Raw genomic sequence first — 21,267 nt, 5'->3', positions numbered from 1 at the left:
CGAGAGGGTCGTTACTGACTGGTGGCAGTGATACGGCGCTTGATTTCGGCGTTCGAGACACGGATCTGATTGGCAGCGAGCCGATGAGTGACGAGGTCAAGGAGATCAAGCTCCGACAGTAACCTCCGTGCGTGCGTCTGGCTCAACTCAAGACGCTGGGTTACCTCGTCCAGCGAAGTGGCCTGTGTAACGGTCTGTGCGAGCTCAGCCACGGTGACGTCCCGAGAGATACCGAGTCCATCGGCGACGAGATTGTCGTCGCTGTCCTGCGAGTCCGCCTCAGCGAGCAACTCAGCGACAGATCTGGCTCCCAGTCCGTCCGAACTTTCGGCTTGACTGGTGTCGCTCGGCCTGTCGTCAGAAGGGTCTGAGCCACCAGACGGATCAGAATCGGTATCGGAATCATCTTGCACGTCTGCGAGGGTGAGTCCGCCTGCCTGTGGCGTCGTGTCAGTCGGGTCATGGATATCGTACTCTACCATGTACCGACGGACCGTTTCGGAGGTCACATCGGCGTCAAGCGCCTCGGTCATCTCCGGGAACGTATCGCAGGCGTCGTAGGCCGCCCGGAGTGCCTCGGGGTCTTTGTATGCTGGCACGGAGTCCGACTGCGAGAGGGTGTCCGCCAGTTCGTTGGACGTGTCATTCTCCCCCTCTGATGGAACCGGTATGTCGGTTCCGACGGGGACGGTAACAGTCACGTCAATCTCAATCCGTTTATCAGTTACATCGAACTCCTCCGCGTCAACGGATACGTCATCGTGAATCGAGAGTCCACCGAATACCGGCGTTGCGAGCGTCAGGTCGGCGCTGATTTCATCGTTATCCGCGGTCGTCTGACCCTTCACTGAGACCGACTTGACCTCAGTGTCAGACGAGTCGAGGCATTCGAGTACCTGCGTGAAAGTCTCAAAGGCGTCACTAACTACCATATGCCACTCACGCACACAGCCCCACTATTACATATGGGAACCAGAAACATTTGCTACAATATACTGGGTAGACAAATTTGGCCCCTCATCTACGCTAGAGTGGAAATCCCGTGTGTACAGAATGTGCACATTGGCGGTGGAATCAGAATCCCAACCATTGATATACACCCTTAGGGTGTAAATATGTGCGCTGTCGGAGAGGGTCCTTCAGGAGGGATCAGCGGACTAAATTTACACACTTAGGGTGTTATTGAATTGGGTCAAATGACAACAGATGTGAACTACACCGGTCCGACAACGTGGTTATAACCGTTCCCAGAGTTCGGCACTCGCATCGCCGACGGCGGTCATGTCCGAATCGTCGACACCAGCGACGCCTGAGTTCTGGTCGTACACAGGTACCCCGTCGATAATCGTCCGGGTCACATCCCCACGGCTTGCGGCGCTGACAACGTAGTAGGGAGCACTTTCGTCCAACACAGGGTTCGGACCCAGATCCAGCGTGACGAAATCACCGCATTTGCCGACCTCGATACTGCCGACAGCGTCGTCCATCCCCAGCACCGCCGCACTGCCGATTGTCGCCCATTCGAGCGCGGTCGCCATGTCGAAGCCGCTCGGGTTGCGCTGCTTGAGTTTGTGTATGCCGACGGCCGAACGCATGGTCTCGAACATATCCGGATCCCACCCGTCGTCACCGAGTCCGATTGTCAGCTCGTGGGCTTGCATCGTTTCGACATCGGCGATACCGACAGCGTTGTTGATGTTAGAATAGGGGTTGTGAGCGACGCTTACGTCGTTTTCTGCGAGGATTTCGATTTCGGACTCGGTAGAATGGACGCAGTGGGCGGCGATGACTTCGGCGTCAAAAAAGCCCATGTCTTCTAACGCTGGTACCGGTCGTTTGCCGTAGTCGGCAATAGATTCGTGAACGTCGACCAGCCCCTCTTCGAGATGTATCTGGATAGGGCGGTCGTCGTCGGTGGCCCTGTCGACACACTCTCTCACGATGTCTTCGGTGTTGGTGAACAGCGTGTGGAGGCAGTAGTGGCCAGACACGGAGTCGTACCGGTCTTCCGCTTCGTCGATGAATCGCGTATTCTCCGCGATTCCGTCTCTGGCCTGGGCCTCGGAGTTACGGGCTGTCGTCTCGAAGGAAATCATCCCGCGGATCGGCGTCTGTGACACCCCCTCGGCAACGGCATCGAGACCGCCCGGCAGCGTGTTCGGCCCAGAGTAGTTGTCACAGAAGGTAGTGACGCCGCTCTGAAGCATTTCGGCGCAGGAACCCAGTGCGGACAGGCGAGCGCCACGTTCGGTAAACGCCTCGTCGACGTTCCACCAGATGTCGACAAGCGCTTCGTAAAAGCTCTCAGGTGACGCAGCGAGGGGCGCGCCGCGAATCGGGAGCGCGTACATATGAGTATGGCAGTTCACCAGTCCCGGGATGACGACTTCGTCAGTGGCGTCGATCACGTCGGCCCCCGACGCGTAGCCGTCCTCGATAGCGACGATGTCACCGTCCTCGACAACGACGTGTGCCTCCGACCGGACCGTGCGCGCATCGTCCATGGTGATGAGCGTCCCTGCGTTCAGTATCACAGGTTGGCGGTAACCGTCAATCGACTAAAAGCTACTCCGCCCCAGAACAGCCTTAGCAGCCACCGTAGCACAACAAGCGTGTGCGACGGATGTGGCGTCTCACACACCAACTGTTTTCGTCATTCGCCCGGGCTGTTACAGCATGACAGACATTCACATCAAAGATGCACAGGTGGTAACGGCGTCGGGCGTCCGGAGCGGTGAAATCACGATATCCGACGGGACGATAGACGCTGCCGGTCCCGTGTCGTCGGTCCCAGCCCCCAGTGACCCGGATGCTGTCATCGACGCTGACGGCATGGTCGCGCTTCCGGGCGCTATCGACGTACACACGCATATGCACGACGACGAGCTGTTTCCGGACGGGATCGACTTCGCGTCACAGACCGCGAGTGCGGTCGCCGGTGGAGTGACGACGGTCATCGAGTTACCGACACAGACCCCGATCACAACCCCAGATGCACTGCAAGAGAAAGCAGAGACGTGCTCCGCGCTGGCCCACGTCGATTTCGGCCTCGTTGCGGGCAACGTGCAAGACCCTGAAATCGACGTGACCGGCATCATGGACGCCGGAACAGCAGATTTCAAGACATTTACCGCTGACCCGTATCTGGCTGACGACGAAACCATCGCCCGGCTCATGCGGCGTGTCGGCGATGCCGGGGGAACAGTTCGTGTTCACTGCGAGACGCAAGGACTGCTCGACGACGCACGGTCGACTATCGACGGCGACGAACCCGACGTGTACATGGACTCACGACCGCTGGAGGCCGAACTTGACGCGATCTCTCGGGCGGGCTATTTCGCAGAATACGCCGACTGTCCGCTACACGTCGTCCACATCTCAAGTGGGAGCGGTGCGCGCGAAGCCGGGCGCTTCAAATCACGAGCCAACGTTCCAGTTACGCTCGAAACCTGTCCACAGTATCTAGCCTTCTCGAAAGATGACGTTGCCGACAGGGGACCGTTCCTGAAGGTCAATCCCAGCCTCAAATCCGACACCCAGCGGGAGCGGCTCTGGGATGCAGTACAGGACGGGACAATCGACATCATCGGCACGGATCACTTCCCGACCTACCGCGAGACGCGCGAAGCCGGCTGGGAGGATATCTGGGAGCCCTACGCCGGGCTCCCGGGCGTCGAGACGATGGTCGAGTTCCTCGTCAGCGGCGGCGTCCACGAAGGCCGGATATCTTGGCCGCGGCTCCGCGAACTCGTGTGTGCGGCACCGGCCCGGAGCGCTGGGATCTATCCGAAAAAAGGCTCGCTACAGGCCGGAACAGATGCGGACGTGGTACTCATTCGGACTGAAGAGTACGAGGTCACTGCCGACGACCAAACGTTCGTGGGAGACTGGACGCCATACGAAGGACAGCACTGGAACGCGCGTGTGGACACAGTCATTGCCGGCGGTGAGGTTGTCGCAACGGATCACAAGGTCCACTCAACGGCGGGTCGTGGGCAGTTCCTGGACCGCCCGCTGTAACAGTGGTATCATCGTCTGATATGACAAGCGAGTCACGCATTGATGTGTGGTGTGTGAGCTATGTGTGATGGTGTGCCAGTCACGACAGAGGCGATTCGCCTCACAATCGAGTTGGAGCCACAGTACGGTTTTATGCCCGGTTGTACTCAGGATGTGGTATGGGCATGACGCAAGTCACAACCCTCGAGTGTACACTCTGTGGGGCGGAGTACGACCCGAACCAGATCATCTACACCTGTCCCGAACACGAGGGCGTGAAGGGGATACTTGAAGTAACGTACGACTACGATGCGATTGACGACGCGTTCGACGGTGACCTCGGCGGACCGATACCGAGCCAGTGGAAATACGAGGCCTTCCTGCCAGTCGCAGCGGACGCCGATATCGTGACGCTCAACGAGGGCGGGACAGACCTCTTCGACGCGCCGAACCTCAGCGACGCGCTAGGCGTCGAGACGCTTGTCAAAGACGACGGGCGGAATCCAACCGGCTGCTTCAAGGACCGTGCCAGCGCTATCGCTGTCACGAAAGCCAAACACGCCGGTCGGGACATCATCACCTGTGCCTCGACCGGGAACGCCGCCGCGTCGCTGTCGGGCTACGCCGCCCGCGGGGGGATGGACTGCCGTATTTTCGTTCCCGGTGACGCTCCGACAGGAAAGCTCGCACAGCCGCTCGTCTACGGTGCGGACGTACTCGCTGTCAACGGCAGCTACGACGAAGCCTACGACCTCAGCGTCGAGGTCACCGAGAAGTACGGCTGGTACAACCGCAATGCGGCGATCAATCCGTTTCAGGTCGAGGGCAAGCGCACCGTCGGCCACGAACTCGCCGACCAGTCCGTCGCTCGCGGGCACGTCCCGGACTGGGTCGTGTTCTCGATGGGAGACGGCTGCACGATAGCCGGAGCCTGGAAGGGGTTCAAGGAGTTCTACGACCTCGGCTACGTCGACGACCATCCGAAGATGCTTGGCGTCCAGGCTGAGGGGGCGTCAGCCATCCACGACGCCTTCCACGATCACGGGGACATCGACGAAATCGCCGAAACGCTGGCCGATTCAATCGCGGTCGGACGGCCGCGGAACACCATCAAAGCCTGCCGCGCGCTGGAACAGAGCGGCGGAACGAGCGTGCTGGTCTCCGATGAGGAGATTCTAGAGGCCGAAACGTTACTTGGCAGCACCGAAGGGATCTATTCCGAGCCGGCGGGAGCAGCGCCAATTGCCGGCGTCCAGACGGCACTCGACCGGGGTATCATCGAACAGGATGAAACCGTCGTCGTAGTGTCCACTGGTTTCGGCCTGAAGGACACGAAAAGCGCCGAGAAGGCGACCGGTGGAGTAGACCGAATCGACCCCGAAATCGCGGAGGTCGAAGGTCTGTACGGCACGGCCGAGGAAGCCGCGGCCGACGACTGACGCTATCGACGGTTGCCCCAACACTGACCAGCACGCTGTCGTTTTACAATCAGACTCGACACACTGGCAAGCCAAGCAGTTGCAGTTCGAAACTGAAGCAGGTCGCATATGCGACAAATATCACCTGTTCGCGAGACATACGAATAGGTATCCAGGGTAAAGTTAAACACATATATTGGTATAAGGATTCTAGTAGGTGGATTGAAAAGACAGGCGGCTGGATGGCGTCCTATGAGCGGTCCGGAGGGAGAACGGCAGTCAGTCGTACTGTACGATATCGAGGATAAACCGCCGTTAGGGAAGGCAATCCCGCTCGGCATCCAGCACGTGCTTGCGATGTTTCTGGGCAACGTCGCGCCCCCGCTCATCCTCGCCGGGGCCGTCGGCTCCGTTACAGGGGAGACGACGTTTCTCGTCCAGATGGCGCTTATCGTCGCCGGCATCGCAACTATTGTTCAGGCGTACCCGGTCGGCCCCGTCGGCGCGCGGCTTCCGGTGGTCATGGGAACCAGTTTCGCGTTTCTCGGCCCGCTCATCGGCATTGGGAACCAGTTCGGTCTCGCCGCCGTCTTCGGCGCGTCGCTGCTTGCTGCGCCGGTCGAAATCATCATGGGCGTTTCGTTCGACCGGTTCAGGCGGTTTTTCCCGCCGCTGGTCACCGGCATCGTCGTGATGCTCATTGGACTGACGCTTATCCCCACGGGAATGAACTACGCCGCGGGCGCGTCGGCCGGCCCGTCAGCTGAGGGATACGGTTCCTTCGTGAACCTCGGCCTGGCGGGGCTCGTTCTGATTGTCACGGTCGGGCTAAACCAGTTCTTCGAGGGGTTTCTCCGCGTCATCAGCGTGTTCGTGGGCATCATCGTTGGGTACGCTGTTGCGCTCGCGCTGGGCGTGGTCGACCTCTCGGCCGTCGCCGCCGCCGGGTGGGTGACGGTCCCGGTCCCGCTCAAGTACGGACTCGCCTTCAAGCCAAGCGCCGTCGTCACCGTGGCGTTCCTCTACATCATCACCGGCATGGAGACAATCGGCGACATCTCGGGGACGGTGTCGGCTACCGGGCGGGACGCCACCCGTGAGGAAATCCGGGGCGGCCTCGTCGCCGACGGCGTGATGAGCGTTTTCGGCGCAGTGTTCAACGCACTCCCGAACACGTCGTTCTCGCAGAACGTCGGCCTGGTGAATTTCACCGGCGTCGCAAGCCGCTACGTCGCCGGCATCGGGGGCGTTGTGCTCCTGGCACTCGGGTTTGTCCCGAAGGTCGGCGCGGTCGTTTCGGCGATGCCTGACGCAGTGCTGGGCGGCGGCGCACTTATTCTGTTTGCGATGATATTCTCCTCGGGAGCGCGCCTCATCACCCAAAATGTCGAACTCGACCATCGTAACTCGACTATCCTCGCAATGTCGATGGCGCTGGGCCTTGGGGTCGCGTTCCGCCCCGAAATCCTCCAGAACTTCCCGTCGGAGGTCCAGACGCTGTTCGGGTCCGCGCTCGTCACCGGCGGGATGGCTGCCCTCGTTCTCAACATCGTGTTCCCGGGTGGGAGCGTCGGGACGGGGCCGACCGAGTACACCGCCGGGCTGGAGCCGAGTCAGGCTGACCCGGGGACCGGCGCGCCGCCGGTCGACGACTGAGCCTACAGGTAGCCGTCGGCGAACTCGTCTATCAGCAGCCGCCGGTCGTCGCCAAGCGGGTAGAGAATCGGACACTGACAGCCGGTCTCGGCGTACTCGCGGACCTTCTCGCGGCACTGTTCGGGCGTCCCGCTGGCGGTGAGCTTGTGGACCACGTCGTCCGGGATGAGGTGCATCCCCTCCTGGATGTCTTCGTGGTCGGCCGGCCACCCGCCGATGGTCTCGCCCACCTCGTCGATGAGGTCCTGGCTGACGCCGCTCGCTTTCATGATGTGGGGCTGTTGCCCGAGGTACTGCGTGATGAGTTCGCGGGCGTTGTCCAGGGCCGTCTCCTCGTCGTGGTCCATCGAGCAGACGACCAGCTGTGGCCGGTCGATGTCCTCCAGCGTCCGGCCGCCACGCTCGGCACCGGTCTCTAGGGCGTCGAGGGCCTTCTCGTTGTACTCGGGGCTGACGAGGTAGTTCAACAGCGCGCCGTCAGCGAAGTGACCGGTGAGTTCCAGCATCTTGAACCCGGTCCCGCCGACGTAGACGGGCACGGTGCGTGGCCCGTCGTCGCCGTGAACGACGTCCAGTTCCACGTCGCGCATCTGGACGAACTCGCCGTCGTAGGTGACGTTCTCCATGTCGAGCAGGTCTTGCGTCACCTCGACGCATTCCCGCATCGCCCGCAGTGCGCCGCTGCGGTCGATGCCGACCTTCTCGGCCAGCGGATCCCACCAGGCCCCGATACCGCACATGATGCGGTCCGGGCCGGCGAGTTCCTCCAGCGTGCTCATCGACTGCGCTATCAGCGCCGTGTTGCGCGTCCAGTTGTTGATGACACCGGTCCCGAGTTTGATGTCGTCGGTGACCGCAGCGTACGCCCCGAGTGGGGACACGGCGTCGCGTGCGAGTCGCGATTCTGCTTGCCAGATCTCGTCGATGCCCTGCTCTTCTGCGTACTGCACGAGTTCCACGTTCTCTTCTAGCGAGTGTTTGTCCTGTAAGTAGAGACCGACACGGTCGCCTCTCTCGAAGACCTGATTGGCGCTCATGAGACATGCTGAATTCTCCGAATATGGATAAATAGATTGGCCACACACACGGTCTGTGGAAGGTGTGGCCGCCGATACTGGCGCGCGTCGCGGACCGGTTAGTCCGTCTCGCGGCTATAGGACTGCAACAGCGCCGACGGGACCGCGAGCTGGTCGCTTTTCGTCCGGATGACGGCGTAGGCCAGCACAATAATCGTCGCCAGGTAGGGGTACGTCCCCATGATCTGTGGCGTCATGAGGAACTCGACGATTGGGTTGATGACCCCGGCGAGCGGCGCGTCAGGACCCAGCGTCAGCGAGATGGACTGCGAGCGAATGCGCAACGCGTCGAGCAGTCCGAACAGGTACGCCCCCACGAGCATCCGGCGGGGCCGCCACTGGGCGAAGATGACCAGTGCGACGGCAATCCAGCCCCGGCCCGCGGTCATGCCGGGGACCCAGAGCTGCGAGAAGGCCAGCGAGAGGTGTGCGCCCGCCGCGCCAGCAAACCCGCCACCGATAAGCACCGCGAGATACCGCAGCCTGAACACGGACACGCCCATCGTGTCCGCCATCTCCGGGTCCTCGCCGACGGCTATCATCTCCAGCCCCAGGTTCGAGTGGTGCAGGAAGTACCAGACCACGACCAGCAGGCCGAGTGCGAGGTAGTCCGTCGCCGTGCTCCGGAAGAGCGCCTCGCCGACGACCGGGACGCCGACGAGGTACTGCCCGACGAGCGGGAACGTCATCTGCGGGAAGCCGTCGATGGACTCCTCGACCCAGCCGGACCCGAAGAAGGTCGTGAGACCGGTCCCCAGGAGCGTCAGCATGACGCCGCTGATGACCTGGTTCGACTTCAGCGTGATACAGAGGAAGGCATGCACCAGCGCCAGCACCATCCCCAGGAGGATGCCGACGCCGAACCCGAGCCAGTGGCTCCCAGTGAGGACGGTCGTGATGAACCCGCCGAGCGCGCCGACGAGCATCATCCCCTCGACGCCGAGGTTGAGGACACCCGCCCGCTCACTGATGAGTTCCCCCATCCCGGCCAGCAGGAGCACGGTCGCCGCCTGAACGGTCGCATCGAGCAGGCCGGCGATGAACGTCACCATCAGTCGTCACCTCGCTGTGGCTGGGCAGGCGTCTCTGTTGGCCCGCGTTTGATGTCGATACCGACACGATAGCTCTTGAAGAACTCCGCAGTGATCAGAAAGAGGATGACGAGCGCCTGGATAATCTCGACCAGCGCCGCGGGCACGCCGAAGGCCACCTCCATGCTCGACCCGCCGACGAACAGCACAGCGAAAAACAGGCCGGCGAGCAAGACCTTGAGCGCGCTGTTGCGCCCGAGCAGGGCGATCGGGATGGCGGTGAAGCCGTAGCCGGGTTCGAACCCGGCACGGTACCGCCCCTGTGCACCGGCAATTTCGCTGATGCCGCCCATGGCCGCGAACGCGCCCCCGACGACGAACACGAAGAGATACACGTAGAACTTGCTCATCCCCGCCTGTCGGGCGGCCTCGTGGTTCGAGCCGACGAAGGTAATCTCGAAGCCGAGCCGCGTTCGCGTCATCAGGACGTAGGTCACCACGACCATACAGACGGCGACGAGCAGGCCGGCATGGACGCCGCTTACCAGTTCAGGAATCGTCGCGGCCTCGGAGAACCGCTCCGATTGTGGAAAGTTCCCGGTGCCGCCCTGCATCGGCCCGCGGAGGAGGTAGCTCTGGAGTTCGAGGGCGACGAACGTCAGTAGTAGCGACGTGATGATCTCGTTGACATTCCACTTCGCACGCAGGTACGCCGGGATGCCAGCCCAGATACCGCCGGCTACGGCCGCGGCGACGAACATCAGCGGGACCAGTGCCAACCCCGGGAGCGAGACGTTCAGCCCGATCCACGTCCCGGCAAGCGCACCGGCGACGAGCTGTCCCTCAGCCCCGATGTTGAAAAGGCCCGCCTTCAGCGGGAGATACACCGCCAGGCCAGTGAGAATCAGCGGTACCGCCTTCGTCAGCGTCTCGGTGAGTCCGAACTCGGTCACGAGCGTGTCGACGAACATCGTCGCGTACGCCGCAACAGGGTTCACGTCGAGGACGACCAGCGCGATGGCGCTGACCGCCAGCGCGGCGAGAACCGTGAACACGGGCGTCCCGTACGCCAGCCAGACAGGAATGTCTTCGCGCGCGTCGACGGTTACTGCGACGTTCATCAGCTCTCACTCCCCTGCGTGACTCCGGGCGAGGGCGGCGATGTGTCCACTTCGCCTCCGTCGTCGCCACCACCGCCGGTCATCTCCAGACCGATCCGTTCCCGGTCGGCCTCGGCCGGTGTCGTCTCGTAGACGAACTCACCCTCGTAGACGACGAGAATCCTGTCGCTCAAGTCAAATATTTCGTCCAGGTCCTCCGAAAGCAGGATAATACCGGTGCCTGCCTTCCGCTGTTCAAGCAACGTTTCCCTGATGAACTCAATTGCCCCAACGTCGACGCCACGGGTGGGTTGGTTGGCGACGAGCAAGTCCGGGTCGCGGTAGATTTCTCGCGCCAAGATTAGCTTCTGGAGGTTCCCTCCGGAGAGGTCGCCGGCCTTTGTCTCGGTCACGTCGCTGACACCTCTGACATCGAACTCATCGACCAGCGTTTCGGCGTAGTCACGGAGTGCCCCGTAGTCAAGGAACGGCCAGTCGCCGAACCCGCCGTCTCTGAAGTCCTTCATCGTGGCGTTGTGCATCACCGAGAGGTCCTCAGCACAGCCGTACTGGAGCCGGTCCTCGGGGACGAACGAGACGCCGCTGTCGACGAACGTCTTCGGTTTCGCGCCGGTGATATCTTCGCCGTTGACCAGTATCTCGCCGGCTGTCACGTCACGGATACCAGCCATGACCTCGGCGAGTTCTTTCTGTCCGTTGCCGCTTACGCCCGCGATACCGACGATTTCGCCCTGTCGAACCGTTAGGTCGACGCCGGAAAGAGCTTCGATATTTCGGTTATCAGTGGCCTTGACCCCGCGTGCGCGAAGGACCGGCTCACCGAGGTCGACCGCTTCCCTGTCTATTTCGAACAGGACTTCACGGCCGACCATCATCTCCGCGAGGTCCGCCCGGGAGACTGACGACACCTCGGCGGTCCCGACGTTTTGCCCCTCTCGGAGCACCGTTACCCGGTCGACGATAGCGTCGACCTCGGTGAGCTTGTGGGTAATGAAGATTATCGAGAGTCCTTCGTCGGTCAGGCGTTCGAGCGAGTCGAAGAGCCGCTCGGCTTCCGTCGGTGTGAGGACCGCCGTCGGTTCGTCGAGAATCAAGAGGTCGACATCACGGTACAGCGCTTTGAGTATCTCGACGCGCTGTTGCTGGCCGACATCGAGCTCCCAAATCTTTGCGCTCACGTCGATATCGAACCCGTACTGGTCCGCTAACTCCTGAATCCGTTGTTCGGGCACGTCGAGGCCTAACGAAAACTGCCCGGCAAGCGCTTGGACGAGACTGTTGTTTCGAACTGCCGCCGGAAGCCAGCTGTCCTCCGCATCGCTGCGGAACGCTGTGGCCGGTTCACGTTCGCCGAGCACGACGTTCTCGGCGACTGTGAGACGTGGTATCAGCATGAAATGCTGATGGACCATCCCAATCCCGGCGTCGATGGCGTCCTGTGGCGACTCCAGGTCGAGTCGCTCGCCGTCAAGGTAGATGTCGCCGTCATCCTGCGAGTAGAGCCCGTACAGAATCTTCATCAGTGTACTTTTTCCCGCACCGTTTTCGCCGAGGAGGCCGTGAATTTCTCCGCGCTCGACGGAGAGGTTGACGTGGTCGTTGGCGACGACCCCGGGGAACTCCTTCAGAATCCCCTCCATCCTGAGCGTGGTGTGTTCGGACATGCTCTCTGGTCTTGGGCGGGTATCAACAATGTAGTGGCATAATTGTTTCCAAAGGTAGCTATATTCGCCGTCCAGACCGTGAAATGCCGGACATTTGCCAAGTATCAGTTGTTGTGTGCTAGCGACTGTTGTCGATCTGGGTTGCGTTTGTCGACGCAGACAATAGTATTGACATATAATCCAGATAGTTGCCAGATATAGCTATATTAGTCCAGTTCTACAGCAGATATCTGGATAGTAGGGTAGCGAAAGCTGCGTGAACGGAACAATTTAAGTCACTGATTCTGCAATGGCTACCCGATTAGTCAATGGTTGACAAGAGTCACACTAGATCGAGACGAGAGTTACTGGCAGCGCTTGGGGCAGCAGGAATTACCGGGCTGGCCGGTTGCAGCGGTGGCGGTGATGGCGGCGATGGCGGCGACAGCGGGGGCGGGACCGGCACCGCCGACGGGGGAGCCGCTGCGGGGACCGCGACCAGCAGTGACGACATGGATTCGGTCACCGCCGCGTGGGTGTACAATTCCGAGGTCGGCGACCTCGGGTGGTCCTGGGCCCACAACGAGGGTCGGAAGGCAGTCGCAGCAGAGTACGACTGGTTAGAGACCGAGTACACCGAGGCTGTTGCCCCCGCTGATTCCGAGCGGGTGTTCGAGCAGTACGCGCAGGGTACTGCCGATATCATCTTCGGCTGTACGTTCGAGTATCAGGACCCGATGGCGTCCGTGGCGGAGCGATACTCCGACACCTATTTCGAACACAACACCGGCTACCTGACGATGGAGAACATGGGACGGTACATGGGCCGGATCTATCAGCCCCGGTATCTCGCCGGGCAGGCAGCAGGGACCGTAACCGAGACAGACACGCTGGGATACGTGGCGGCATTCCCGATCCCGGAGGTCATCCGTGGAATCAACGCCTACGCGCTCGGGGCCGCGTCTGTCAACGACAGCGCGACGCTGAAAGTCAGATGGACGAACTCCTGGTTCGACCCGCCGACAGAGAGCGAGGCGGCGAACGCCCTGCTGGACGAAGACGTCGACGTAATGGCCCAGCATCAGGACTCCCCCGCAGCGCTCAGAGCGGCCTCCGATGCAGGTATCTGGGCGACCGGCTACGACGCTCCGATGGGCGACATCGCCGGCGAGAACTATCTCACCTCCCCGATCTGGCACTGGGAGGAGTTCTACGGTCCGACTATCGAGTCTGTCAGGGACGGGACCTGGGAATCCGATGCGTACTGGGAAGGCATCGAGTCAGGCATCTGTAGTCTGGACGACTGGGGGCCAGAAGTGCCCCAGGAAACGAAAGATACCGTCTCGGAGTCACGGTCAGCGATACTCGACGGCGAGCTGGACATCTGGGCCGGTTCGGCGTTCGAAGGCGAGAGCGACGAGTTCCTCTTCCAGGAGATGAGTAGCTACGTCGACGCCGTCGAGGGTGAGGTCCCGAACTGATCCCGACACCGGTTTCGGGCTGTGGTAATCGCTTGGGTATTACTGTGGTCCGCAGGCACATATAACCACGTTCGTAGGACTATTCTGGATTGTATGATATTTTGTCCAACTGTAACCAGATCTATTCGTTCGCTGCAAGGTCAAGAATGGTATCGTTTAAGTAGGAGTTTCCGCTACCTCTACCCAGTTCAGTAATGGTGAATACCAACCGAACGATATCGCGGCGGGAGATCCTGGGCGCGCTTGGGGCAACAGGAGCAACCGCACTAGCCGGCTGTAGTGGCGGGAGCGGCGACAGTGAGACGACTGACGGGACAGCGACCGGCGGCGATGGAAGCTCCGGGTCGGACTCCGTCACCGCCGCGTGGGTGTACATCTCAGAGGTGGGCGACCTCGGGTGGTCCTGGGCCCACGACGAGGGCCGGAAGGCGGTTGATGAAAAGTACGACTGGCTGGAAACCGAGTACACCGAGGCTGTCGCGCCGGAAGATTCGGAACGCGTGTTCGAGCAATACGCGCAGGGCGACGCCGACATCGTCTTCGGGACGACGTTTGGCTACCAGGACCCGATGTTCAACATTGCGGAACAGTATCCCGACACCTACTTCGAGCACGCGACCGGCTATCGAACCCGGGAGAACATGGGGCGGTACATGGGTCGGATCTACCAACCTCGGTATCTCGCCGGGCAAGCCGCCGGGATGGTGACCGAAAACAACACCATCGGCTACGTCGCCGCGTTCCCGATTCCCGAAGTCATCCGTTCTATCAATGCGATGGCGCTCGGTGCGCGGTCGGTGAACCCGGACGCGACGTTCAAGATTCGGTGGGTCAACGCGTGGTTCGACCCACAGACCTCGAAACAGGCCGCCAACTCACTCATCGACGAGGGCTGTGACGTTATCTCACAGGAGCAGGACTCCCCCGCCCCGGTCAGGGCCGCAAACGAGGCGGACGTGTGGGCCTCGGGCTACAACGCGCCGATGGGGGAGTTCGGCGGCGACAACTACCTCATTTCGCCGGTCTGGAACTGGGAAGAGGTCTACGACCCGACCATCTCCGCGGTCCGGGACGGGACTTGGGAATCCGACGCCTTCTGGGGCGGCATGGAGACGAACCTCCCTGCGCTCGACGAGTGGGGTCCGGCGGTCCCGCAGGAGGTCAAAGACACCGTCGCGGAAACGGAAGAGAAGATCGTCAACGGCGACCTCGACGTCTGGGCCGGCTCGCCGTTCGAGGGCGAGAGCGACGAGTTCCTCTTCCAGGAGATGAACAGTTTCGTCGACGCCGTCGACGCCGAAGTGCCGGAGTAGCGCGGTCCGGTTCGCGGTTCGGTTTTCGCTTCGCGTCGTCACGGACCGAGAAGCTACCGACCAGCGCGCAGAGCGTGTCAGTCAGCTATTCGTCGGCGCGGTCGAGTTCGGGACGGGTCCCACCGCCCCACTCCTCGTAGGAGCGAAGCACCGCGCCGTTGCGAGCGCCGGTCTGCTCGCCGTCCCGGACGGCGATTTCGCCGCCGACGAGGACGTACTCCATCCCGTCGGTGTACTGGAACGGCTCCTCGTAGGTGGCGTTCGCGGACACGGAATCGAGGTCGAAGGCCACGAGGTCCGCGACGTATCCCTCGCGGACGTAACCGCGGTCCCTGAGACCAAGGATGTCGGCGGGGTTGCCTGCGGCCTTGCGGGCCATCAGTGCCGGCGAGAGCACGTCACGCTCTCGGACGTAGCGTTCGAGGATGCGGCCGAACGCTCCGATGGCCCGCGGGTGGGGTTTCCCGCCGAAGATGCCGTCGGTGCAGAACGTGCCGCGGTCGTCGGCGAGGAACCGCTCGATGTCTTCCTCGGCCATCACGAAGTCCGCCATCGTCACGTCCAACTCTTCCGCGACAAGCAGGTCACACATCGCGTCGACCGGTTCGCTGTCGACCTCCGCGGCGATGTCGGCAATGGTTTCACCCTGATAGCGCCCGCTTCCCGTCCGCGTAATGAGGATGTTATCCCACGAGCCGGCGGCGTACGCGAGGTTCTCCCAGTCGCCCGGCTGAGAGATGTCGGCGGCGATGCGGTCCCGAACTGCTGCGGAGTTGAGACGGTGACGGATGGCCTCCGAGTCACCCTGTCGCGCCCACGGCGGCAACAGCGCAGTGAGCATCGTCGATCCGGCTGTGTAGGGGTACTGGTCGAAGGTGACCCGCTGGCCACGGGCAACGGCATCGTCGAACAGGTCGAGGACAGCCTCTGAATTCCCCCAGTTCTGCTGGCCGCCGACCTTGAGATGGGAGACGTGGGCGTGACAGCCGCCGCGTCGGCAGATGTCCAGATACCGGTCGATGGACTCGACTACGCGGTCCGTCTCGTTCCAGACGTGTGAGATCATAAACGAGTCACGCTTGGCGAGAGTGTCCGCCAGCGCCACCAGTTCGTCGTCACGAGCGTAGGAACTCGGCGGGTATATCATCCCTTTGGACATACCGAACGCGCCCTCTTCGAGCGCAACTTCGAGCTCCTGTCGAATCGCGTCGAGTTCACCGGGCGCTGTGTCGTGGTCCGATTTTGGTCTATCCAGCCGGTGACCGGTGACTGGCCCGGCGGCGACAACGTGTTCACCGCTAAGTGGGCGGTCCTCGAATCCGGCCAGCATCGACCGGATGTTGCCGTGTGGGGCGTAGTACGCACAGTTGACGGCAGGTTCGGCGGATTCAAGTGCCTCAAGATAGCCGGAAACGGTGTGCCACGGCCACGTTTCGCCCAGCGTGCCGTCGAGCGATTTGACCCGTTGTGCCCATTCGTCGGTGAGGTTCGGCGGCACCGGCGCGACACTGACACCGTCTTGGCCGAGGACTTCCGTCGTGATCCCCTGTGTCAGTTTCTCCTTTGCCCCGGGATGTCCGAACAGCCGCAGTTCCGAATGCGCGTGCATGTCGATGAACCCCGGCGCGAGATACAACCCGTTGAGGTCAACGACGCGGTCGGCGTCCAGCGGGGCGTCGCTGATAGCGTCGATTCGACCGTCGGCGACACGCACGCTCGCAGTGAACGGAGGGCGACCGCTCCCGTCCAGCACCCGCGCGTCTCGAAACGCGATAGACGCGACACTCGGCTCGGTCATGTCTGCCGACTCGCGGAACGGTCGTTTGGCTCTTTCGGTGGTCCCGACCGTGTGTCACAGCGGGCGAGCGCGTGCCACACTGCGTCTGTCAATCTGTGTGGCACCACCCCGACGCAATCTTCAAGACGACACCGCGGAACAGCTACCCAATGCCATCGGTCAGTCTCGACAGCGAGCGGTTCAGACGGCGCTTCGATACGTTCAACGAGATCGGCGCGACGGAACGAGGCGGCGTGAACAGGCCGAGCCTGTCTGACGAGAACAAGGCGGCCCGGGACACGCTGGTCGAGTGGTTCCGCGAGGCCGGGCTGGAGGTCCGTATCGACACGATGGGCAACATCTTCGGTCGGCGGGACGGAGCGGTGGAGGACGCCGCGCCGGTCCTGTTCGGGTCGCACATCGATAGCCAGTACAGCGGCGGGCGGTACGACGGCGTTATCGGCGTCCTCGGTGGACTGGAAGTCATTGAGGCGTTCAACGACGCCGGGGTGACGACCGAACGCCCGCTAGAGGTCGTCGCCTGGAGTAACGAGGAGGGCGTCCGCTTTCAGCCGGATATGCTCGGCAGCGGCGTCTACTGTGATATTTTCGATCTCGACTACGCGTACGAGCGCGAGGACAAGGACGGGAAGCGGTTCGGCGACGAACTCGAACGCATCGGCTACAAGGGCGAAACGCCCTGTGAAGCCGACGACATCCACTGCTACTTTGAGATGCACGTGGAACAGGGCCCGTTTCTCGAACAGCAGGACATCCCAGTCGCCGCTGTCGAAGGCGTGTTCGGCTTTGCATGGCTGAACGTCACCTTCGAGGGGCAGGCGAACCACGCCGGCCCGACGCCGATGGATATGCGCCACGACGCCTTCGTGGCGACGGCGGACGTAACCCGCGCTGTGCGGCGAATCACAGCGACCGAAGGCACGGACCTCGTCGGCACGGTCGGCAGCGTCGACGTCTGGCCAAACGCCATCAACGTCATCCCCGAGACGGTCGATTTCACGCTTGATTTCCGCTCGTACGACGATGCCGTTGTCGATGCGGCTGTCGAACAGATCAGAGAAGAGATTGGCCACGCCGCCGAGCGCGAAGGCCTTGAATACGAGATCGAGGAAATCATGCGAGTCGATGCGGACCCGTTCGATCAGGACTGCCTCGACACGGTCGTCGAGGCCGCCGAGACGGTCGGCTGTGAGTACACACGGCTGGTCAGTGGCGCAGGCCACGATGCGAACTACCTCAACAAGATAGCCCCGACGAGCATGATTTTCGTCCCGAGCGTCGACGGGATTAGCCACCGCGAGAGCGAGTTTACCGAGTGGGATGACATCGTCACCGGAGCAGAGGTACTGCTGAACGCCGTGCAGGCGAAGGCCGCCGAATGAGCGGGTCCAGTCACAGAGAGTATCTGTCACAGATATGGCACATACCACACATTACCCCGCACGTCTGTCGTAGCTGTGTCAGTCTAGTGCCTTGTAGTGGGGCGTGGCCGTGATTTCTTCTGGCAATATTGCGATCACGCACCTGTGAAGCATACATATATGAGAGAGTGCTGTACAGTTGTTCACTAAGAGGCGCGTGTGCGTATCGCATACCAAAAACTGGAGGGACCTCTGTGGACATCGAACTCACAATCAACGGCGAGCGGACGACAGTCGAAGCCGGGTCGGCGGACGACCTGGCGACGGTATTGAGACAGCACGGTCACATCGGCGTGAAATGTGGCTGTGACGGCGGAACCTGCGGCGCATCGAAGGTGTTCGTTGACGGCGACGTCCGGATGGCTTGCGGAATGGCCGCAGTGGACGCCGATGGGAGTGAGATACAGACCGTCGCTGCGCTCGGGACGCAGGACGACCTGCACCCGGTCCAGCAGGCGTTCGTCGACAACTTCGCCGTCCAGTGCGGGTTCTGTATCCCAGGAATGGTTATTCAGGCGGTGGCACTACTGGATTCGAACCCAGACCCAACCGAGCGGGAGGTCCGGGAGGCGCTAGACGACAACGTCTGTCGCTGCACCGGGTATCAGAAGCCGGTCGAAGCCGTGCTCGACGCGGCAGAGCGAATGCGCGGGGCGCAGTCGGTCGCCGCCGACGGCGGCCACTCGGCCACTGTGCCGCCGAATGGGAACGAGTCGACCCGCTGCTGCGGAGGTGGCTGCGATGAGTAGCGACGACGAGACACCCACGGCCGACGGGGGGACGGCCTCGCAGTCCGAGGCTGTCGAGGATGGGCAGTCCGAAGAGCACCCGCTCGAATGGGACGAACCCGAGAACAACGACAAGGCACCCGACGAACGGGCCAGTGTCTCCCACCGGACAGAAAAGTACGACGACCGGAAGCTCGTCACCGGACAGGCGAAGTACACCGCCGACTACGAGGAACAATATCCAGATCTCGCGTATGCGGCGGTCGTCCGGAGCGACATCCCACACGGCCGCGTGACCGACATCGACACGAGTGAAGCCGAGGCAATGGACGGCGTCGACGCGGTCTTGACACCCGAATCCGACGCAGTGCCGGACGCAAAATACACCAGCGCCGGACAGTCCTATCCGGAACCGAGCCCGTGGGACATGCACGTGCTGAACGAACACGTCCGGTACATCGGGGACCCGATTGCCGCCGTCGCAGCGGAAAACCGGGCGACCGCGTCCGCCGCCGCCGAGGCTATCGAGGTGTCCTACGAGGAGGACGACTACGTCACTGACCCGGAGGAGGCCTTCGACGACGACGCGCCGCAGTTGTTCGAGGACGGCGAGGTAGAAAACGAAATTGTCGGCCACGACTACGACCGCAACCGGATGGCACATATCGGGGGCGAACTGGGCGACGTGGACGCGGCGCTCGACGGCGAGACCCATGTCCACGAGACCGAATGGGAGACAATCCGGCAGTCCCACGCCAACGTCGAGAAACACACCTCGTTGGCGTACACGAACGAGGACGACCGCCACGTCCTCATCACCAGCACACAGGTTCCCAACCACACCCGGAGACAACTCGCCCACCTGTTCGACATCCCCATCCGTGACATCCGCGTCCAGAAACCCCGCGTCGGCGGCGGTTTCGGCGGGAAACAGGCGATGGTCGTCGAGCCGATTCCGCTCTCGCTCTCGCTCGCCACCGACCGCCCGGTCCTGTACGAGGCCAGCCGCGAGGAGGAGTTCTACGCGATGCGGTCGCGCCATCCGATGAAAGTCAAAGCGAAGACTGCCGTCACCGACGACGGCGACATCGAGGCAATCGACATCTACGCGCTGTCGAACACCGGCGCGTACGGAAGCCACGGCATGACTGTCGCGGGCAACGTCGGCAGCAAGCCCCTGCCGCTGTACTCGAAGGTCCCCAACGCCCGCTTCGAGGCGGACATCGTCCACACGAACACGCCACAGACCGGCGCGATGCGGGGCTACGGCGCGCCACAGGGCACGCTCGCGCTGGAAGGCCATCTCGACGAGGTGGCCCGCGACCTCGGTCTCGACCCCATCGAATTCCGGCGGCGGCATCACATGGAAGTCGGCGACCTCGACGAGATCGCGGGGATGATGGGCGGCGAGGGGGCGAACCGCCGTATCCGCTCGTGTGGCCTTGACGAGTGTATCGAGCGCGGAAAGGACGCCATCGGCTACGACGACCTCGAACAGCCCGACGAGGACCACCTGCACCGCGGCATCGGGATGGCACTATCCGCACAGGGGACCGGCGTCGCTGGCGACGAACTCGGGGCCGCTCAGATAATGATGAACGAGGACGGGAGTTTCCACCTGCAGGTCGGCGGCGTCGACATCGGGACGGGCGCTGACACGGCGTTCCTCCAGATTGCCGCCGAGGTGCTGGGCTGTGACGAGGACGACATAATCGTCAAATCCTCCGATACTGATGTAACGCCCTTCGACTACGGGGCCTACGCCTCTTCGACGACGTACATCAGCGGCATGGCCGTCAAGAAGGCCGCTGAGGATGCGAAAGCGCGGATTCTCGACTGGGGATCGAAACTGCTTGGGGAGCCAGTCGAGGCGCTGGAAACCGGCGACGGGACCGTGTACAGCGAGGCCAGCAGCGATTCGGTCACACTCGAAGACATCGGCTACGAGGCCGCCTACGGCGACGACGAGCGCGAACACATCTTAGGGAAGGGGAGCCACTGCACCGAAGAGAGTCCCCCGCCGTTCGCTGCGCAGTTCGCCGACGTGACGGTGGATGAGACCACCGGCGAGTTCGAAGTTCATAAACTGGTCGTCGCCGTCGACTGCGGTGTCGCCATCAACCCCGGCATGGCCGAGGGCCAGATCGAGGGCGCGAATCACATGAGTTACGAGATGGCCGTCAGCGAGGGCATCACGCTCGACGACGAGGGACGGGCAGAGGTAGCTGATTTCGACGAGTACGGCCTGCCGCCGGCGACTGAGACGCCGCCCATCGAGTCCATTCTGGTCGAGACCCACGAACCGACCGGGCCGTTTGGCGCGAAATCGGTCGCCGAAGTCCCGACGAACACAGTCCCGCCCGCGCTGTCAAATGCCGTCCGGGACGCCGTCGGCGTCCGTGTCCGGGAGATGCCCATTACCGCCGAGAAAATCAAGGCACAGCTGGACGAGCGCAACCCCTGACTCGGGACGGAGTGCCAGTCACGGCAAAACCCGGTGTGGCGGCGTGCCATATCGCAAATCCGCGATAGCTATTTATCGTTCTGTTCGTCACGTACCTGACATAGCCAGCGAGCTGATG

At 62.2% G+C, this 21,267-nt stretch carries 15 protein-coding genes; 8 read left to right on the top strand and 7 right to left on the bottom strand.

Going from position 1 to position 21,267, the window contains the following annotated elements; translation table 11 throughout:
* Window positions 1-11: 11 nt before the first annotated feature.
* Window positions 12-932, bottom strand: coding sequence for a hypothetical protein (locus DVK00_RS12700; RefSeq protein WP_101351708.1), 921 nt, complete (start codon window positions 930-932; stop codon window positions 12-14).
* Between the two features lie 303 nt (window positions 933-1,235).
* Complete coding sequence (locus DVK00_RS12695) at window positions 1,236-2,534, bottom strand: amidohydrolase family protein (protein ID WP_121512548.1); 1,299 nt, start codon at window positions 2,532-2,534, stop codon at window positions 1,236-1,238.
* Window positions 2,535-2,676: 142 nt separating this feature from the next.
* Here DVK00_RS12695 and DVK00_RS12690 point away from each other — a divergent pair, with 142 nt between their 5' ends.
* The 3 genes from DVK00_RS12690 (at window position 2,677) to DVK00_RS12680 (ending at window position 7,073) form a co-directional block, all read left to right on the top strand.
* Complete coding sequence (locus DVK00_RS12690) at window positions 2,677-4,020, top strand: dihydroorotase family protein (RefSeq protein ID WP_101351706.1); 1,344 nt, start codon at window positions 2,677-2,679, stop codon at window positions 4,018-4,020.
* A gap of 158 nt (window positions 4,021-4,178) precedes the next feature.
* Window positions 4,179-5,438 carry a threonine synthase gene (gene thrC / locus DVK00_RS12685; protein WP_121512550.1) on the top strand — a complete coding sequence of 420 codons (1,260 nt, stop codon included), beginning with the start codon at window positions 4,179-4,181 and terminating at the stop codon, window positions 5,436-5,438.
* 231 nt (window positions 5,439-5,669) lie between these two features.
* Complete coding sequence (locus DVK00_RS12680; RefSeq protein ID WP_121577806.1) at window positions 5,670-7,073, top strand: uracil-xanthine permease family protein; 1,404 nt, start codon at window positions 5,670-5,672, stop codon at window positions 7,071-7,073.
* A 2-nt stretch (window positions 7,074-7,075) separates the two neighbouring features.
* On the opposite strand, the gene DVK00_RS12675 is transcribed toward DVK00_RS12680, so the two are convergent.
* The 4 genes from DVK00_RS12675 to DVK00_RS12660 all read right to left on the bottom strand — a co-directional run bounded on the left by DVK00_RS12675 (window position 7,076) and on the right by DVK00_RS12660 (window position 11,965).
* A complete protein-coding gene (locus DVK00_RS12675; protein WP_101351703.1) occupies window positions 7,076-8,110 on the bottom strand; it encodes an LLM class flavin-dependent oxidoreductase in 1,035 nt (344 codons plus the stop codon).
* 98 nt (window positions 8,111-8,208) lie between these two features.
* Window positions 8,209-9,201, bottom strand: a complete 993-nt coding sequence (locus DVK00_RS12670) for an ABC transporter permease (protein WP_101351702.1) — start codon at window positions 9,199-9,201, stop codon at window positions 8,209-8,211.
* Complete coding sequence (locus DVK00_RS12665; RefSeq protein ID WP_121577805.1) at window positions 9,201-10,301, bottom strand: ABC transporter permease; 1,101 nt, start codon at window positions 10,299-10,301, stop codon at window positions 9,201-9,203. Before DVK00_RS12665 ends, DVK00_RS12670 begins: the two co-directional genes overlap by 1 nt.
* Complete coding sequence (locus tag DVK00_RS12660; protein WP_101351700.1) at window positions 10,301-11,965, bottom strand: ABC transporter ATP-binding protein; 1,665 nt, start codon at window positions 11,963-11,965, stop codon at window positions 10,301-10,303. Before DVK00_RS12660 ends, DVK00_RS12665 begins: the two co-directional genes overlap by 1 nt.
* Window positions 11,966-12,273: 308 nt before the next feature.
* On the opposite strand from DVK00_RS12660, the gene DVK00_RS12655 reads away from it, so the two are divergent.
* Both DVK00_RS12655 and DVK00_RS12650 read left to right on the top strand, forming a co-directional pair.
* Entirely contained in the window at window positions 12,274-13,425 is a 1,152-nt protein-coding gene (locus DVK00_RS12655) for a BMP family ABC transporter substrate-binding protein (RefSeq protein WP_101351699.1), read from the top strand.
* 194 nt (window positions 13,426-13,619) lie between these two features.
* A complete protein-coding gene (locus tag DVK00_RS12650) occupies window positions 13,620-14,738 on the top strand; it encodes a BMP family ABC transporter substrate-binding protein (protein ID WP_121536951.1) in 1,119 nt (372 codons plus the stop codon).
* An 85-nt stretch (window positions 14,739-14,823) separates the two neighbouring features.
* Here DVK00_RS12650 and DVK00_RS12645 read toward each other — a convergent pair whose 3' ends face one another.
* Entirely contained in the window at window positions 14,824-16,536 is a 1,713-nt protein-coding gene (locus DVK00_RS12645) for an amidohydrolase family protein (RefSeq protein WP_121577804.1), read from the bottom strand.
* A 149-nt stretch (window positions 16,537-16,685) separates the two neighbouring features.
* Between DVK00_RS12645 and DVK00_RS12640 the strand changes: the two genes are divergently transcribed.
* From DVK00_RS12640 to DVK00_RS12630, 3 genes are all read left to right on the top strand, one after another.
* Window positions 16,686-17,918 (top strand): Zn-dependent hydrolase, encoded by a 1,233-nt coding sequence (locus DVK00_RS12640; protein ID WP_121577803.1) that lies wholly within the window; start codon window positions 16,686-16,688, stop codon window positions 17,916-17,918.
* 233 nt (window positions 17,919-18,151) lie between these two features.
* Entirely contained in the window at window positions 18,152-18,706 is a 555-nt protein-coding gene (locus DVK00_RS12635) for a (2Fe-2S)-binding protein (RefSeq protein ID WP_101351695.1), read from the top strand.
* Window positions 18,699-21,149 (top strand): xanthine dehydrogenase family protein molybdopterin-binding subunit, encoded by a 2,451-nt coding sequence (locus DVK00_RS12630; protein ID WP_101351694.1) that lies wholly within the window; start codon window positions 18,699-18,701, stop codon window positions 21,147-21,149. Before DVK00_RS12635 ends, DVK00_RS12630 begins: the two co-directional genes overlap by 8 nt.
* Window positions 21,150-21,267 lie beyond the last annotated feature (118 nt).

The sequence above is a fragment of the Haloarcula sp. Atlit-47R genome (assembly GCF_003665985.1).
GTDB classification, from domain to species: Archaea; Halobacteriota; Halobacteria; order Halobacteriales; family Haloarculaceae; genus Haloarcula; species Haloarcula taiwanensis.
This window is presented reverse-complemented; position numbering and strand designations above follow the sequence as displayed.